Annotated in this window: 10 protein-coding genes and 1 riboswitch; of the genes, 4 read left to right on the top strand and 6 right to left on the bottom strand. The window is 71.0% G+C overall.

The window, feature by feature from the left end; all coding sequences use genetic code 11:
• Window positions 1-17: 17 nt before the first annotated feature.
• A complete protein-coding gene (locus tag EOINJALH_RS18130; RefSeq protein ID WP_088282618.1) occupies window positions 18-1913 on the top strand; it encodes a hypothetical protein in 1896 nt (631 codons plus the stop codon).
• Window positions 1914-2062: 149 nt separating this feature from the next.
• Window positions 2063-4036 (top strand): GGDEF domain-containing protein, encoded by a 1974-nt coding sequence (locus tag EOINJALH_RS18135; protein ID WP_144290078.1) that lies wholly within the window; start codon window positions 2063-2065, stop codon window positions 4034-4036.
• Window positions 4037-4115: 79 nt separating this feature from the next.
• Here the strand turns inward: EOINJALH_RS18135 and EOINJALH_RS18140 are convergent, their stop codons facing one another.
• Both EOINJALH_RS18140 and EOINJALH_RS18145 read right to left on the bottom strand, forming a co-directional pair.
• Entirely contained in the window at window positions 4116-5600 is a 1485-nt protein-coding gene (locus EOINJALH_RS18140) for an NAD(P)/FAD-dependent oxidoreductase (RefSeq protein ID WP_088282622.1), read from the bottom strand.
• On the bottom strand, window positions 5597-6472 hold the full coding sequence (locus EOINJALH_RS18145) for an SDR family NAD(P)-dependent oxidoreductase (protein ID WP_088282624.1): 876 nt from the start codon (window positions 6470-6472) through the stop codon (window positions 5597-5599). Before EOINJALH_RS18145 ends, EOINJALH_RS18140 begins: the two co-directional genes overlap by 4 nt.
• A gap of 258 nt (window positions 6473-6730) precedes the next feature.
• Between EOINJALH_RS18145 and EOINJALH_RS33335 the strand changes: the two genes are divergently transcribed.
• The gene (locus EOINJALH_RS33335; protein ID WP_158219806.1) at window positions 6731-9673 is read left to right on the top strand and encodes a hypothetical protein; all 2943 of its coding nucleotides are present in this window, start codon (window positions 6731-6733) and stop codon (window positions 9671-9673) included.
• A 25-nt stretch (window positions 9674-9698) separates the two neighbouring features.
• On the opposite strand, the gene EOINJALH_RS18155 is transcribed toward EOINJALH_RS33335, so the two are convergent.
• From EOINJALH_RS18155 to EOINJALH_RS18170, 4 genes are all read right to left on the bottom strand, one after another.
• On the bottom strand, window positions 9699-10187 hold the full coding sequence (locus tag EOINJALH_RS18155; RefSeq protein WP_088282628.1) for a hypothetical protein: 489 nt from the start codon (window positions 10185-10187) through the stop codon (window positions 9699-9701).
• A gap of 93 nt (window positions 10188-10280) precedes the next feature.
• A complete protein-coding gene (locus tag EOINJALH_RS18160; RefSeq protein WP_088282630.1) occupies window positions 10281-11183 on the bottom strand; it encodes a hypothetical protein in 903 nt (300 codons plus the stop codon).
• A gap of 195 nt (window positions 11184-11378) precedes the next feature.
• Entirely contained in the window at window positions 11379-13625 is a 2247-nt protein-coding gene (locus tag EOINJALH_RS18165; protein WP_088282632.1) for a phosphocholine-specific phospholipase C, read from the bottom strand.
• A gap of 165 nt (window positions 13626-13790) precedes the next feature.
• Window positions 13791-14675 (bottom strand): LysR substrate-binding domain-containing protein, encoded by an 885-nt coding sequence (locus EOINJALH_RS18170; protein WP_088282634.1) that lies wholly within the window; start codon window positions 14673-14675, stop codon window positions 13791-13793.
• A gap of 190 nt (window positions 14676-14865) precedes the next feature.
• Between EOINJALH_RS18170 and EOINJALH_RS18175 the strand changes: the two genes are divergently transcribed.
• On the top strand, window positions 14866-15864 hold the full coding sequence (locus EOINJALH_RS18175; protein WP_088282636.1) for a tripartite tricarboxylate transporter substrate binding protein: 999 nt from the start codon (window positions 14866-14868) through the stop codon (window positions 15862-15864).
• Window positions 15865-16007: 143 nt separating this feature from the next.
• Window positions 16008-16114: riboswitch (glycine riboswitch) on the top strand.
• The last annotated feature ends 10 nt before the right edge of the window (window positions 16115-16124 follow it).

Consider the following 16124-nt stretch of genomic DNA (forward strand, 5'->3'; position numbering starts at 1 on the left):
CAGAAGGGAGGCGCACCATGACCTCGATCCTCTCGTCGATCCTCACCGGGGCGGCCCTGTGCCTGGCCCTGCTGGTGGCACCGCCGTGCCGGGCCGCCCTTCAAGGCGAGCCGGTGTTCGCCGGCACCTGGTCCGCCAAGGACTCCGGCGGCACCGGTGCGCTGTTCCACGACATGGACTGGGACGCACTGGTTGCGAACTGGACATCCCGCGGCGCCGATGGCCAGTACCTGGCCGATGTGGCCGTCTACCGTCGCGGCGGGCAATGGAAGTTCGCGGCGGTGTGGCGCGTCGGCGCGGGCCATGGGGCGCTGCTGCTCGCGACCCAGGACAAGTTCCTCGAGACCTGGCGCGACCTGCGAGAGACGCAGGAACTCATCGACCTCGAGGTGGTCGTCGACGGTGGCGTGCCGAAGTACCTGGGCGTCTGGCGACGCAAGCCGGCCGCGTCGGCCGCCGCGGGCGCGCTCTTCCTCGACATGGACTGGGACACGCTGGTCGAGCGCCACCGCTCGCTGGGTGGGCCGCAGCACCTGGTGGGCGTGGCGCCGTTCGTCATCGCCGGCAAGCGGCGCTATGCCGGCGTCTGGCGTGTGGGTGACGGCCACGGAGGCCTGTTCGTGTACCACGACTGGCCGGCCTTTCTCGCGCAGAAGAAGAAGCTCGACGCGACCCAGGAACTGATCGACTTCGAGATGTTCCAGTCGGACGAAGGCGACTGGCGGTTCCTGGGTGTGTGGCGCGCGGTGGCCGGCCGCGCCGGCCCGGTCGACGCCAGTGCCAGCCCCGATGTGTTCCGGCCGCTGTCGTCGGCTCAGCTCGTCGGGCGGTGGACGGCCCGCCGCGACACGGCCACGCTGACCGGCCTGGCGGTGGTCAACCCGATCACCGCACTGCGCGGCGACACCACCTGCGCGCCCGGCGACGACCGTTGCAACCACTGCGCCAACGGCGTCGCCGATCAGTTCCGGCTGGCCTTCGAGGGCGGCCACCGCCCGATGGTCGGCTGGGACCACGCCGCCTGGGGCTTCCGTGGCAACGACCGCCACCCGCCCGATGGGGCCCGGCCCGAGGTCTCGTTCAATGCGGGTCCGACCAACCACATCCAGGGCCTGGTGCGCACCCGGTCATCCCGCTTTCCGCTGGCGGGCAGCCACAGCCACCGCGACCAGGGATCGATCTTCGTGGTCGAGAGCCGGGGCGGCCAGCTCGAACTGCATTCGATCTACCGGTCGACGATCGACCACCCCAGCGGGGTGGCGGTGCTCGGCGACGGTCTGTTCGTGTCCGAAAAGGGCCGGCTGCGCGTGATCCGCATCAGCGACTCCGGCAAGCCGCAGACGCTGTCGTCTCCGCTCGAGAAGCTGGGCTCCGCTGGCGGCGGACTGGGCCTGGCCCGGCTGCACGACGGGTCCACGCTGCTGGTCGTGTCGGGCGCGGGCGCCGGCTTTCGCAAGGGCACGACGAAGGGCCAGCGCGACGAGAACCTCGAACCGAGGCAGACGCGCTTCTTTCAGCTGGCCGATCCCTTCGCGCGCCTGCCCGACGGCTTGAAGCCCTTCGGCGAATGGTCGCATCCGGTGGAATCGCGCCCGGACCGGCCGATGGCCTATTCCGAGAACCTGTCGCTGGTGACCGAGTGCGGGACGGGGCGCCTCTACACCATCCACACCACCGGGGATTACGGGCTCGGCGGCGACGGCTGGTGGCGCCTGTCGCGCATCGACGACGGCCCGCGGCTCACGCACGTGGACATCGCGCGGCAGGACCAGCGCCACGAGCGCTGCCACCACCGCAGCGCCGCCACGGTGCATGTCGACGCCAACGGCATGCTCGAGTTCATCTGCACCGAGCGCAGGGTCGTGAAGTGGCATCCGATGGGGAAGTTCGACTTCACCTGGGGCCATCGCTGACGGCGCGCGCAGGGGTCGGGGCAGGGCTCCGCACCCCCCCGTCGTCCAAGGCGACGCAGCGCAGGGCAGGCAGGTTCCGGCGTCGGGCCGGGTCCTGCCGTTGATCCAGGGCAAGCGGCCTCGAAAGTCCTGATCTGTCCGACGTCCCCGTGCGCCGCAATGCAAGCGCGCGACGACGCCGGTGGCATAAAAGGGTCGGGATGACGCGAGGGACGAGCTTCCTTGGAACGCGCCTGGTCCGCGGCGCGTGGCACTGGCTCGGTCTGGTAGGGTGGGCCGCCTGCATCGGGCTGGTCGCGCTGATGCCCCAACCCGCCACGGCGCAGGCCGACGAGGCGGTGGCCCTGGAGGGCCGGCTCGGCGCGCTGCGTGAACTCTCGGGTGCCGACCCGAATAAGGTGCAGGCCCTGTTGCCCGCCTTGCGAGACGACGTGGTGCGCGCGGGCCTGCTCGGCCTGCGGCTCGAGGTGGATGAACTCGAGTGCCGGGTGTTCGCCGACCTCGACCTGTCGCAAGCCATCCGCGTCGCCGCGGCCGGCGTCGCGGTCGGCCGTGGCGTGACCGATGCGCCCTCGAGCTTGGCCTGGCTGCGCCTGCGCGCCTGCCATGCCGCCGTGCTGATGGATGGCGGCGACGTCGCGGCCGGCGAACGTGAACTGGACGAGGTGCTGGCCTCGTCGACCGCCGACGAGTTCGTTTCCGCGCGAGCCCTGGCGCTGATGGAGCGTGGCACCCATCGGTCCAGGATGGGCGAGATGATCGAGGGGCAGAAGGACCTGCTGCGCGCGTGCGACTTGCTGAAGGCACCGGCAGGCTCGGACCGCGACCTCGTGCTCTGCCTGGGGTCACTGGCCAATCACCACAAGCGCATCGGCGATCTCGACGAGGCGATGGCGATGCTCGGCCAGTTGCGGGCCCGGGCGCGCGCCCGGGCCGCACGCTTCGACGAGTCGATCTACGCCTACGGCATGGCCGAGGTGCACTTCCTGCGCGACGACTGGGTGCAGGCCCTGGCGTCGTTCAACGAGGCGGCCGCCCTGGCGCGCGCCGTCCGGAACAACGCGGGGCTGGCCTATGCCGAGATGGGCATCGCAGGGTCGCTCCGGCGCATGGGCGACCCCGTGCAGGCCTTGTCGCACGTCGACAAGGCGCTGCAACTGCTGGACGAGACCGCCGATCCCGGGCATGCGCTGCGCGGCAAGGTCTTGCGCGCCAGGGTGCTGATGGCGCTGGGACGCGCCCAGGAGGCCGATGCGGAACTGCGGCCGTTGGAACCCAGGGTCCGCGCCATGAAGCACGACTGGCTGCTGGCGCAATGGATGGCGGCCAGGGCCGAGACCGCCGCCGCCCTGGGGCGCTGGTCCGAGGCCTATCAGTCGATGATGGAGGGGCGAGGCTTGAACGATCGCCTGCGGAACCAGGGCCTTTCCGAGATGGCCACGCGCTTGCGACTGCAGTTCAACCGGGAGCGCGACCTCGCCGAGCTTCGGTCCCTGCGAAGCCTGAACGAGCAGGGGGACGCGTTGCGCCGCACGCAATGGGTGGCGATCGGGCTGTTCGTGCTGTTGCTGCTGGCCTCCGTCGGCTTCGCCGCGGCGAAGTTCCTGCAGGCGAAGGCCCTGAAGGTGCTGGCGGCCACCGACGAGCTGACGGGGCTGCCGAACCGGCGGGCCATCCTCGCCTATGCCGAGCAGCAGATGCGGCTGGCGGGCGACACGGGCAAGAGCCTGAGCGTGCTGATGATCGACATCGATCACTTCAAGCGCATCAACGATGCCCATGGCCATGCGGTCGGCGACGAGGTGCTGCACCACGTCGGCCAGGTGCTGCCCAGCGCCTTGAGGACCCGCGACCGACTGGGCCGGATCGGCGGCGAGGAGTTCCTGGTGGTCCTGCCCGAGGCCAATGCCGCGCGGGCGATCGCGGTGGCCCACCGCATCCGCGAGGCGATCGCCGCCAGACCACTGGCCCGGCCGGCGGGCAAGCTCAGGGTCACCGTCAGCATCGGCGCGGCGCAGTGGCTGGCCCGATCGGAACGCATCGACGACCTGCTGGCCCGGGTCGACACCGCCCTGTACCGGGCCAAGGCGGACGGGCGCGACACCGTGTCGCTGGCCGCCTGAGAGCGCGCTGCGGACGGCCGGGCCGCGACCCTGCCCGCCCGCAGGCCCCATCGGGGCGGTGGGTGCCGGGCGGGCGGCGTCAGCCCGAGAAGCGCATCACCCCGTCGTCCACCGCGCCGTAGCGCAGTGACATCAGGTCGGTGAGGTAGTTCTGCGGCAGCTTCCAGGGTGCCGCGCTGCCCTGCTTGGGCATCTGCTCGAGCGCGCGCTGGAAGTAGCCCGACGAGAAGTCGACCCAGGGCGCCAGCGGCAGGGCCGCATCGTCCAGCCGGGGCGTGCAGATGCGCGCGCCGATCTTGTCCATGTGCTGCAGCAGGCGGCAGACGAAGGCGCTGGACAGATCGGCCTTCAGCGTCCACGACGCATTGGTGTAGCCGAACACCGACGCCAGGTTGGGCACGCCGCAGAACATCAGCCCCTTGTAGTTGACGAGCTGGGCGCCGTCGATCGGCTGGCCGTCCACTTCGAGTGTCATGCCGGCCATCATCTTCAGTCGCAGACCGGTGGCGGTGACGATCAGGTCGGCCGGCAGCTCGGTGCCGCTGGCCAGCCGAATGCCGGTCTCGGTGAAGGTGTCGATCTGGTCGGTGACCACCTCGACCCGCCCGGCCCGGATGGCCTTGAACAGGTCGCCGTCGGGCACCAGGCACAGGCGCTGCTCCCAGGGGCCGTAGCGCGGCGTGAAGTGCCGGTCGACGTCGTAGCCGGCGGGCAGCTGTTGGCGCACGAGCTTCAGGAAGGCGGCCTTGGCCTTCTGCGGTTGGCGGCGGCAGACGCGGAAGATGTACATGCCCAGCAGCAGGTTCTTCCAGCGCGTGAGGGCATGCGCCCGCTTCGGGCCCACGCGGGCGTGCAGCCAGCGCGCCACCGTGTCCACCGCGGGGCGCGACACCATGTAGGTGGGCGAGCGCTGCAGCATCGTCACCTTGGCGGCCTGCCGGGCCAGTTCGGGCACCAGCGTCACCGCCGTGGCGCCGCTACCGATCACCACCACGCGCTGCCCGGTGACGTCGATGTCGTCGGTCCAGTGCTGCGGGTGCACCACCCGGCCGGCGAAGCGCTGGCGGCCCGGAAAATCGGGCGTGTAGGGCTGCTGGTAGTCGTAGTAGCCGCTGCACATCAGCAGGAAGCGGCAGCGCAGCCGCACGGGCTCGGTGCCGTCGCGGTCGATGTCCACCGTCCACAGCGCGTCGGCCGACGACCAGGCCGCGTGGCGCACGTGGTGGCCGTAGCGGATGAGCCGGTCGATGCCGTGCTGCTGCGCAGTCTCGTGCAGGTAGGCCAGGATCGACGGGCCGTCGGCGATGGACTTTTCGCCCATCCAGGGCTTGAACGCGTAGCCCAGCGTGTACATGTCGGAATCCGACCGGATGCCCGGGTAGCGGAACAGGTCCCAGGTGCCGCCCAGCGACTGCCGCGCCTCGACCAGGGCGATGCGCTTGGTCGGGCACTGCTGCTGCAGGTGGCAGGCCGCGCCGATGCCGGACAGGCCGGCGCCCACGATCAGCACGTCGAGCGTGTCATCGGCCCCGGCGCGTGCCGCCGGCCCAGGCGCCGGGCTCATCGCGGCGCCCCGGCCCGCAGGGCCGCCATCTGCTCGGGGCTCAGCGCCAGGGCAGCGGCCATCGGGCCGGGGGTCTGCGTGTCCCAGCTGTGCCGCGGGCCGATGGTCAGGCCGCCGTCCACCGTGAGGTGCGTGCCGGTGACGAAGCCCGACGCGTCGGACGCCAGGAACAGCGCCGCCTCGGCGATGTCGGTGGGCAGGCCCGAGCGGCCGATCGGGTTGGCCGTGCCGCTGCGCTCGGCCACCGCCTGGGCCATGGCGGCCGACTGCTCGGTGTCCAGCCCGAAGGCGCGGCCGAAGATCGACGTGGCGATGAAGCCCGGCACCAGCGCATTGATGCGGATGCGGTGCGCCGACAGCTCGGCCGCGGCCAGCCGGGTGAAGTGCAGCACGCCGGCCTTGGCCACCGAATAGGCGATCGGCGCAAAGCCCGCCTGCAGCGCCGAGATCGACGAGGTGTTGATGATCGAGCCGCCGCCACGGCGGACCATGTGCGGCGTGGCATACGACGCGCCCGCCACCACCGAGCGCAGCAAGACCGCCTGCGTGGCGTCCCAGGCGTCGGCGTCCCAATCGTGCACGCCGCGGGTGGTGCCGACGCGACCGGCGTTGGAGAACAGGATGTCCAGCCCGCCGAACTGCGCCACCGCGCTGTCGATGGCCGCCTGGATCTGCGGCGGCTGCGACACGTCGCAGTGCCGGTAGCACACCGCCTGCGGAAAGCGCGCCTGCAGCGCCTGCCCGGCCTCGTCCTGGATGTCGGCCGCCAGCACCCGGGCGCCTTCGGCAACGAAGCGCTCGAGCGTGGCCAGCCCGATGCCCGAAGCCGCCCCGGTGATCACGGCCACCTTGCCCTGCAGTCGATCGGTCATGTGCGGATCCTCTCGTGACCCGAGTATGGCGCCCGGCCGGGCGGCGTCGCCTCGGGGTCGATACCGATCGCGCTGCGGGATGAACCGGTGCGTGGAGGGCGGCGTCGGCTCGGCGGTGCGTTGCGGGCACGTTGCTCAGGACGCTCGCATGACATGCAATGATCCAGGTCAATGGCGATACCATGACTTCGGCTACAAGCGGTTCGCGGCGACGCGATGCGGCCGGCCGACCACACCATCGATCAGGGGGAGACACACATGGCAGACATCATCGGAACAAGCGGCAACGACCTGTTGTCCGGCACGGAAGACAGCGATGTCGTGTCCGGCCTCGGCGGCGACGACCGGCTCGACGGCCTCGGCGGCGACGACTGGCTCGACGGCGGTGACGGCCAGGACACCCTGGTGGGCGGCAAGGGCAACGACACCTTGGTCGGGGGGCCGGGCGCCGACGTCGTCGATGGCGGCTTCGGCATCGACTGGCTCGTCTTCGGTGCCGAACTGCAGGCCGTGCGCGTCGACCTCGGCAACAACCTGGTGATCGCGGACGGGGCCGTCGACGCCGTCTCGAGCATCGAGGTCGTCGTCGGCAGCGGCTTCGACGACGTGCTCACCGGCGGTGCTGCCGGCGACACGCTGATGGGCGAGGCGGGACACGATCAGATCGATGGCGGCGTGGGTGCCGACGTGCTGGCCGGCGGCAAGGGCAACGACCTGCTGGCCGGCGGTGCCGGCGGGGACCGGCTCCAGCCCGACACCGGCTTCGACACGGTGGTCGGCGGTGCCGACACCGACACGCTGGTGCTGGGCGGCCGCCGGGCCGATTTCGGGGTCGGCGAGGTCGAGCCCGGCACGCAGCAGTTGTTGCACATGGTCAGCGCAGAGATGGTCATCGTGAGCGAGGTCGAGCTGGTGCAGTTCGACGACGGCCTGTTCACGATGAACGAGCTGCTCGGCCTGCCGGGCGAGGGGCAGTTCATCACCGGCGACGACGGCGCCAACGTGCTGGTGGGCGCGGATGGCAACGACACGATCGTCGGCCTGGGCGGCGACGACCTGCTCGACGGCGCCGCGGGGCAGGACAGCCTGTCGGGCGGCAAGGGCAACGACACCCTCATCGGCGGGGCAGGCTCCGACTTCATCGACGGTGGCTTCGGGGTCGACCTGGTCGACTTCGGCAGTTCGGCCGACAGCGTGCAGGTGGACCTCGTCATCGGCGTGGCCTTCGCCGGATTCGACGTGGACACACTGGCCGGCATCGACGGCGCCGTCGGCAGCCAGGGCCCCGATCTGTTGACCGGCCACGCCGGCGACAACCTGCTGAGCGGTGGCGCAGGCAATGACCAGATCGACGGCGGCGCGGGCAACGACATCCTGCTCGGCGGCAAGGGCGACGACATCCTCTTTGGTGGCGCCGGAGCGGATTTGCTGTGGTCCGACGGTGGCACCGACGTGGTGTTCGGCGGGCAGGACATCGACACGCTGGTGCTCACGGGCGTCAGAAGCCAGTACACCGTGCGCACGGTCGTCCCGGGCCTGCAGCATCAGATCACCGACCTGTCCGGCGCCACGGTGGCCGACGTGCTCGAGGTGGAGTTCGTGCAGTTCGCCGACGGCGTGTTTCCCATCGAAGAGCCGACGGGCGGTGGCACGGAGGGCGACGACCGGCTGACCGGGGACGACAACGACAACCTCATCGACGGCCTCGGCGGCAACGACACGATCACCGGCCTCGGTGGCAACGACGACCTGCGCGGCGGCCTCGGCGACGACCTGCTCGACGGCGGCCAGGGTGCCGACCTGCTGTCTGGCGACTTCGGCTCGGACACCTACGTGCTCGATGCGCCCGAGGACCAGGTGCTCGAGTTCGGGGGTGTCGACGGCGAGGTGGACGTCGTGCAGCTCGACTTCAGCGCCGCTGGCGTGTACATCGTGCCCCAGGGCATCGAGCGCGTCGAAGTCACGGCGCTCGGTGCGCTGGCGATCGACGTGGTCGGCGGCTTTTCCAGCCTCACCCTCATCGGTGGCGCCGGTCCCAACGCGCTCACCGGCGGCAAGGGCAGCGACGTTCTGGACGGCGGGCTGGGCGACGATGTGCTGGTGGGTGGCCAAGGCTTCGACACCGCCGACTATGGCGCTGCGCCCGGCGGCGTGTCCGTCAACCTGGCCACGTCCACCGCGGGCGGTGCCTACGGTGCCGACCGATTGGTGGGCATCGAAGCGATGCAAGGCTCGGGGTTCAACGACACGCTGGTGGGCGATGGGCTCTACAACATCGTCTACGGCGGCGCAGGCGCCGACCTGATCGATGTCGGCGCGGGTGGCAGCTGGATCGACCCTGGCCCCGGCAACGACACCGTGCGCGGTGGCACGGACGAAGACTGGCTGTCCTATGCCGCGCTGCCCAGCGGCGTGGTCGTGGACCTGAAGAAGGGCACGGTCACGGGTGCGGAAGGCACCGATCAGGTGTCGGGCATCGACAACGTGATCGCCACCGCGTTCAGCGATCGGCTCACCGGCGACCGCGCCGACAACTTCTTCGCGCCCAATGGCGGCGACGATGTCATCGACGGCGGAGCGGGCCTGGACACCGTGTGGGTGTACCCCGACGCGGCCAAGGTGATCGATCTCGAGCGCGGGCTCATCTTCGGTGGCGGCAGCACCGTCGCTGTGCAGAACGTCGAGATCATCCATGCCACGGGTTTCGACGACACGATGCTCGGCGGGCGGTCCGCCGACGCGCTGCACGGCGGCGAGGGGCAGGACGAATTGCGCGGCGCCCGCGGCAACGACTCGCTGTTCGGCGAGGGCGGCAACGACCGCCTGTGGGGCGACGACGGCGACGATCTGCTGGCCGGTGGCCAAGGTGACGACCTGCTGACCGGCGGGGCGGGTCGCGACCGTTTCGAGGTGGCCGACGTCGACTGGGGCTTCATCTCCGACACCGTGGCCGACTTCCAGCCCGGCACCGACACGATCGTGCTGTCGGCGCAGGTGCTGACGGCGCTGGCCGGTGTGGCCGGCACCCGCGTCGACCCCGACACGAACCTGTTCCTCGACTACGACAAGGCCACCGGGGTGCTGAGTTATGACGCCGACGGCCCGGCGGGCCAGTTCGGCGCGTTGACGATCGTCATGTTGGGCACCACCAACCACCCGGCCGAGCTGGGGCTGGACATCCTCGTCCAAAGCCTGGGCTAGCAGGGGCGCTCCCGCCCGGGCGCCGTCAGCGCCCCAGCGTGATCACCCGCTCGACCACGCCCAGCACCGCGGCCACGGTCTCGATGACCAGGGCGATCTTGTTCAGGCGTTGCAGCTCGGCGGCCAGTTGGCCGGTGGCGGCCTGCAGGCCCGCCACCTCGGCGTCGAAGGCCTGCACCAGGCCCGACAGCAGCGCATTGCGGGCCCGCGCGATGGCCAGGTCGATGCGGTCCATCTGGTTCGACCAGGCCTCGCGCTCGGCGTCGCTCATCGCGTCGGGGTCGAAGCCGTTGAGCTTGGCGCTGACGGCCTCCAGGTCGGTCTTGACCTGTTGCAGTTGCGCCAGCGTGTCCAGGGTCTCGGGCGCGATGCCGGCACTTGGGCGCGCCGCGGTGGCGGGCTTAGCCCCGCGGGGTGTCGTGTCGCGGGCGGGGGCCTCGGCGGCCGCGCGCCGGCCGGTCTTGGCGGACGCTCCGGCCGGGGTCTTGGCGGCGGACTTGCGTGTGGTGGCCATCGTGGATCTCCTCGGGCGTGCGCCTCGGTGCGCCGCCGGTTCAATGCGTGGACTGGGTCGTTCCGTGCCGGAACGGAGGGCGCGATTGGCGCCTCACTCCGACTTCTGGGCCTTCTTCAGCGCGATCGCGGCGTCCAGCAGTTCCTGCGTGTCGCGCAGCATCGCCAGGAATTCCTCGCCCGACGTTTCGCCGGCCAGGATGCGGCCCCAGACTGCCTGCATCTGCCGCGCCGCGCCGGCCGCGGCGGCCACCGCCTCGGGGCTGGTGCCGATGGCGCGCACCTTCAGGGCCGAGCGGCGGTCGTCGGCCCAGCGGTCGCCGACGCCGCCGGCCAGGTAGGGGGTGAGCACGCGGTCGCGGTAGAAGCGGGCGTTGGCGTCGTTCATGCTGGCCACGATGTCGCTGCTGGCGGCCTGCAGCGTCAGCTCCTGCAGCACCAGCGCGCGGCCGATGACCTCGGCGTCGCGCTCCAGCGCACGCGCCACCGCCGCGCCATGCGCCTGCTTGACCAGCAGGCCGGACAGCCCGGCGATGGCGCCCTTGCGCTCGTCGTTGATCGACGAACCCTTCTCGAGCGCGCCGTTGAGGCCGTTGACGCGGTCGACCAGCGTCTTCACAGCGGCCTCGGTGGCCGCGCCCGGCGTGGCGCCCGACAGCGCCTGCAGCCCGGCGAAATAGCCTTCGACGGCCGAGACCGAGCGCTTGAGGCGGACGTAGAGCTGCACCCCGCGCACCAGTTCGTCGTCCAGCTCGCGCAGCGACTTCTCGCGCGCGGCCTGGTCGGCCGGTGTCGGCGCGGGGCCGAGTCGGCGGCGGATCTGGCGCTCGCTGCTGGCGTCGATCGAGGCGTCCATCGCGAGGTCGATCACCGCCGCGGTGGCGCGGGAGTAGGCGATGCCGGCGGACGACACGTCCTTGCCGCGCTCCACCTGCACGCTGGCGCAGCCGGCCTGTAGCACGATCAGCGTGCCCAACACGATGCGGTTCCATGTCATCGCAGCACCTCCGTTCGATCGGGTGAGGGTGCGGGCAGTGTGCGCGCAGACGTGGTGCGGCGCCATCCGCTCGCGTGGGGATGGACCTTCCGGCGCGGCTGCGACGCGACAGTCACGCGGCAGCGGCCGGCCCCGTGCCGCGACGCCACCGAGGCCGCTTGCGCGGCCCCGGTTCACCTCAGCCCGAAGGGGTGGTCAGGCCTTGCCCACCTGCCACTGGTCGGCCAGGGCCGGCACGCCGCCCATCGCCGGGTCGCTGAGCAGCGGCCGGCCGGTCTCGACGCGCCCGGCGAAGCGGCGCGAGAAGCCCGCCAGGCCGACGACCTGCACGCTGAAGTCGTACCACATCGCGCTGGCCTCGAGCGAGCGCCGGATCTTGAACTCGCTGCGCGCGGCCACCTGCTGCACCGCATGAGCACCGCTGCCGAAGTAGGCGTTGGCGACAAGGCGGAACTGGCAGGGCAGCGGGCCGCGGTTGACCAGCGTGATCTGCAGTTCGCGGTCGTCGCCGTCGTGGTCGATCAGCACGTCGGGGTTGGCCTGCAGCGCGGCATCGCCCAGCACGGGCCCACCGGTGAAGTGGCGATGGAAGCCGTTCGGGCCCAGCACCCACAGGTCGTAGGCGCCGCTGGCCTCGGGCAGCCACTGGCCGTCGAGGTGCTTGCGGGCCTCGACCGTGTAGCGGCGCGGCACCTGGTCGAGGTGCAGCCGGTCGTAGACGTGGAAGACTGCGGCCGCGCGCCCGGTGTTGGCAAAGCTCAGCGACACGCCGGTGGTGCGACGTTCCTTGTCGTCGCGGCCTTCGCGCCGCGCGGCCAACGTCACACGGCTGTGCACCTGCAGGTCGTAGGGCAGGGCGCGCGAGGGGCGCACGCCGCGCTCCTGCGTCGGCAGCGTCAGCGTGGCCGGCGTGGCGGGCAGCTTGCGGCCGGACAGCGCGCGCGCCTTGTCGGCCAGTGCCACCGTGGCCGGCAGCGAGGCGAAGAAGGCGCGCTCGTCCGGGTCCTTGAAGTTGAAGGCGCTGGTCAGGTCGCCGCACACGGCGCGGCGCCAGGCGCTGATGTTGGGCTCCTTCACCTCGAAGCGGCGCTCGACGAAGCGCAGCACCGAGGTGTGGTCGAACACCTGCGAGTCGACCCAGCCACCCTTGCTCCAGGGCGACACCACGTACATCGGCACCCGCGGGCCGAGGCCGTAGGGGCGGTGCAGCAGCGCCTGCTCGGCGGGGTTGTCGAAGTAGCCCGGGAAGGGCAGCAGGTGTTCGTGGTACTCGCCGGTGGTGTCGACGGTGGAGTCGCCCGCCCGCTTGGCCAGTGCCGGGTTCGCGTTCCACTGCGTGTAGGACGGCGCAGCCGGCGGCGGCAGGTGGTCGAAGAAGCCGTCGTTCTCGTCGAAGTTGATGAACAGCACCGTCTTCGACCAGACGGCCGGGTTGGACGTCAGCGCATCCAGCACGCGCGAGGTGTAGTCGGCGCCCTGGGCCGGGCTGGACGGGCCGGGGTGCTCGGAGCCCTCGGCGCTGGCCACGATCCAGCTCACCTGCGGCAGCTTGTCGGCCAGCACGTCGGCGCGCAGCAGGTCGAGGTCGCGCGTGCTCACGCCGCGGTCGCGCAGCGCCTGCGAATAGCCCGGCTTCTGGAACCAGGCATCGCGGAAGGTCTTGAAGCCGGCCAGCGGGTTGTCGGTGAAGTTGTCGGCCATGTTCTCGTACACCTGCCAGCTGATGCCGGCGGCCTGCAGGCGCTCGGGGTAGGTGGTCCAGGTGTAGCCGCCATCGCCGTAGTCGGCATCGAACCAGTCGTAGTCGTTGTAGGTGGCCGGGCCGTTGCCCTTGCGCAGAGGGTCGTTGGTGCCAGTCCACTGGAACAGCCGGTTCGAGTTGGTGCCGGCCGGCATCGACGCGTGGTAGGCATCGCAGATCGTGAAGGCATTGGCCAGCGACCACTGGAAGGGCATGTCGGCCTGGCCGAAGTAGGCCATCGAGTGGTTGCCCTTGGACTGCGGCCAGGCGTTCATGCGGCCGTGGTCCCACGCCGTCTGGCCGTTCTGCCAGTTGTGCGGCGTGCCTTCGACGCGCATGACACCGAAGTCCTTGGTGGTGTCCAGGCGGAACGGCGCGATGGCCGCCGGCAGCGCGCCCGGGCTCTGGTTGGGCTGCACGAACACCGTCTTGCCCGACAGGCCCGTGGTGTTGGCCACCGGGATCGGGAAGCGGTCGCCGAAGCCGCGCACGCCCTGCAGCGTGCCGAAGTAGTGGTCGAACGACCGGTTCTCCTGCATCAGGATGACGATGTGCTCGACATCTTCGATGCTGCGCGTGCGGCGGTTCGCCTCGACTGCCAGCGCGCGCTGGATGGCCGGGGGAAAGGTCGTCAGCGCGGCGGCGGCGCCGCTGGCACTGGCCACGGTGCGCAGGAAGTGGCGGCGATCGGTCTGGCTCATGGAGATCCCTTCGAGGTCGGGTGTCGCGGCGCGCCGCGGTGGCGCGCCATCGAAGGGGCAATCTAGGGGAGTGGTGTGACGTGGCTGCGTCCATTGGATGACAGCCTGTCGGTGCATGCGCCCGGCGCCTGGGCTCGCCCCTGTCGGGCGACGGCGCCGTGAACGTCAATCGTGCAGCAGCGCTTCGATCAGCCGCCGCACGATCGGCAGCGCCGGTGCCTCGGAGCGGCCGGCGCGCGTGACCAGCCCGAAGCGCGCCGTGGCGGCCAGCGCCGGCGTCAGGGCCAGTTCCACCAGATCGGGTGCCGCGGCGCGGATGGCCAGCAGCACGGCGTCGCTGTGCCGCACCACGTCGACGAGGCTGGCGATCTCTTCGCAGCGCAGCGTCACGCAGTCGTCCGGGTGGGCCGACGGGCCGTAGCGCTCCACCAGCACCCGCGCCACCTCGTCGCTGAGCGGGGTCGACGCGATCGGGTGGCCGCGCAGGTCGTCGAAGGACAGCGGCTTGCGGCGGCGCGACAGCGGATGGCCGCGTCGGCACATGAATGCGCCGCGCATCTCGGCCAGTGTTTCCACGCGCAGGTCGGCGGTGGGTGACACGGAGCGCGCGTCGACCACCAGCGCGTCGAGCGAGCGCTCGCGCAGCGCCTGCACCAGCAACTCGGTGCCGCCGCGCTGGATCTCGACGCGCACCTGCGGATGCTGCGTGGCCATGTGCCGCAACAGTGGCGTCATCAGCATGGCGCCGGGCCCGGAGCCCATGCCGATGCGCACGCTGCCGGCCTGGCCGTCGCGCATCAGCCGGCCGATGTCGCGCAGCTCGGTGGCGTCGAGCACCAACTGGCGGGCACGGTGCAGCGCCTCGCGGCCGAAGGTGGTGAGCTCGCTGCGGCGGCCCACGCGGTCGAACAGCGGCTGGCCCAGTTCGTCCTCCAGCGCGCGGATGCTGCGGCTCAGCGCCGGCTGGGTGACGAACATGGCCTGGGCCGAGCGGCTGAACGAGCCGCTCTCGGCCAGGGCGATCAGGTGTTTCAGCTGCACCAGCGTCATCGGCGGCTCCGTCGTCTGCCATGCAATGAACTCATGCTAATGCAGAAAATAATGCATTGGACGGCCGATGGCGCGCTGCCTACGATCCGCCCCAGACCCACCCGAACCGCCGACGTGGCGCGGCCCCGGTCCATCGCCCCCTGCCATCCACCCACCGCCGCGGCGCCCAGCGCACGGCCCAGGAGACCCCATGACCCCGATCCTCGTGCGCACCGTGGCCTGGCTGTCCGGGCTGCTGCTGGCGGCCAGTGCCGCCGTCGCCCAGCCCCTGTCGGCCAAGCCGGTGAACCTGATGGTGCCGTACCCCGCCGGGGGCCTGTCCGACGCCATCGCCCGCGTCGTCGAGAAGCCGTTGTCCAAGGCCGTGGGACAGATGGTGATCGTCGAGAACGTCGGCGGCGTGGGCGGCGCCATCGGCGCGCAGAAGGTGCTGGGCGCGCCGGCCGACGGCCATTACCTGTATCAGGGCTCGCCCAACGAGCTGATCCTGTCGCCGCTGGCGCTGTCGGCCGTGAAGTACAAGTCCGAGGACTGGCGGCTGGTGCAGATGATCGGTGCGTTCCCGATCGCCATCCTGGCGCGCAAGGGCCTGCCGGCCAACAACGTGGACGAACTGGTGGCGCTGGCGCGCAAGGCCGACGCCGAGGGCCGGCCGCTCACTTACGCCAGCGTGGGCATCGGATCGTTCTATCACGTGCTGGGCGAGCACTTCGCGCAGACCATCGGCGCGCGCATGACCCATGTGCCCTACAAGGGTGGCGCGCCGGTGTTCCAGGATCTGGGCGGCGAGTTGGTCGACATCGCGATCTTCGTCGTCGGCACGCAGATCACCGGCCTGGTCGAGCAAGGCCGCATGAAGGTGCTGGCTACGCTGGCGCCGGCCGGCAAGGTGGAGGCGCCGTTCCTGAAGCAGTACCCCAGCGTCAACGACAGCAAGAGCGTCAGGAACTTCGCCTTCAACACCTGGACCGGCTACTTCGTGCGCAAGGACACGCCCGAGCCGGTGGTGCAGGCGCTGCACAAGGCGCTCGGCGCCACCATGGCCGATGCCGCGGTGCGCAGCCAGCTCGAGCAGCTGGGCGGCACTGTGCCGCCGACGATGACGCTGGCCGAGGCCTCGCGCGAGTACGAGGGCCAGACGGCCCGCTTCCGCACCATCGCCAAGGCGATCAAGCTCGACGCACAGTGAGGCCATTGCGGCCACCGCGGGCAGGGCGCCCGCGGCAGGCCGATAGAATCCGTTTTCTGCAGGAGAGTGCCGGGTCGCCCGATCGAGCCCGGCCACCGAAGGCGCAAACTCCCATGAACGCTCAGGTCCCGTACTGCACGACACCATCGCCGTCTGGAGAGTCTTCACTCGCGTGAAGCACCGAAGGAGCAAGGCCGGGGCCGCCAGCCCCGCGCCGAATCTCTCAGGTACCGAGGACAGGGGGAGCGGCACGCACACGA

It is taken from the genome of Ideonella sp. A 288, from assembly GCF_002198735.1.
Classification (GTDB): Bacteria; Pseudomonadota; Gammaproteobacteria; order Burkholderiales; family Burkholderiaceae_C; genus Pseudaquabacterium.

What these genes read in the sequence shown, in the direction of transcription:
- EOINJALH_RS18140 (WP_088282622.1), bottom strand. Translation starts at nt 5,600, where the DNA reads ATGAGCCCGGCGCCTGGGCCGGCGGCACGCGCCGGGGCCGATGACACG.
- EOINJALH_RS18165 (WP_088282632.1), bottom strand. Translation starts at nt 13,625, where the DNA reads ATGAGCCAGACCGATCGCCGCCACTTCCTGCGCACCGTGGCCAGTGCC.
- EOINJALH_RS18160 (WP_088282630.1), bottom strand. Translation starts at nt 11,183, where the DNA reads ATGACATGGAACCGCATCGTGTTGGGCACGCTGATCGTGCTACAGGCC.
- EOINJALH_RS18175 (WP_088282636.1), top strand. Translation starts at nt 14,866, where the DNA reads ATGACCCCGATCCTCGTGCGCACCGTGGCCTGGCTGTCCGGGCTGCTG.
- EOINJALH_RS18145 (WP_088282624.1), bottom strand. Translation starts at nt 6,472, where the DNA reads ATGACCGATCGACTGCAGGGCAAGGTGGCCGTGATCACCGGGGCGGCT.
- EOINJALH_RS18130 (WP_088282618.1), top strand. Translation starts at nt 18, where the DNA reads ATGACCTCGATCCTCTCGTCGATCCTCACCGGGGCGGCCCTGTGCCTG.
- EOINJALH_RS33335 (WP_158219806.1), top strand. Translation starts at nt 6,731, where the DNA reads ATGGCAGACATCATCGGAACAAGCGGCAACGACCTGTTGTCCGGCACG.
- EOINJALH_RS18155 (WP_088282628.1), bottom strand. Translation starts at nt 10,187, where the DNA reads ATGGCCACCACACGCAAGTCCGCCGCCAAGACCCCGGCCGGAGCGTCC.
- EOINJALH_RS18170 (WP_088282634.1), bottom strand. Translation starts at nt 14,675, where the DNA reads ATGACGCTGGTGCAGCTGAAACACCTGATCGCCCTGGCCGAGAGCGGC.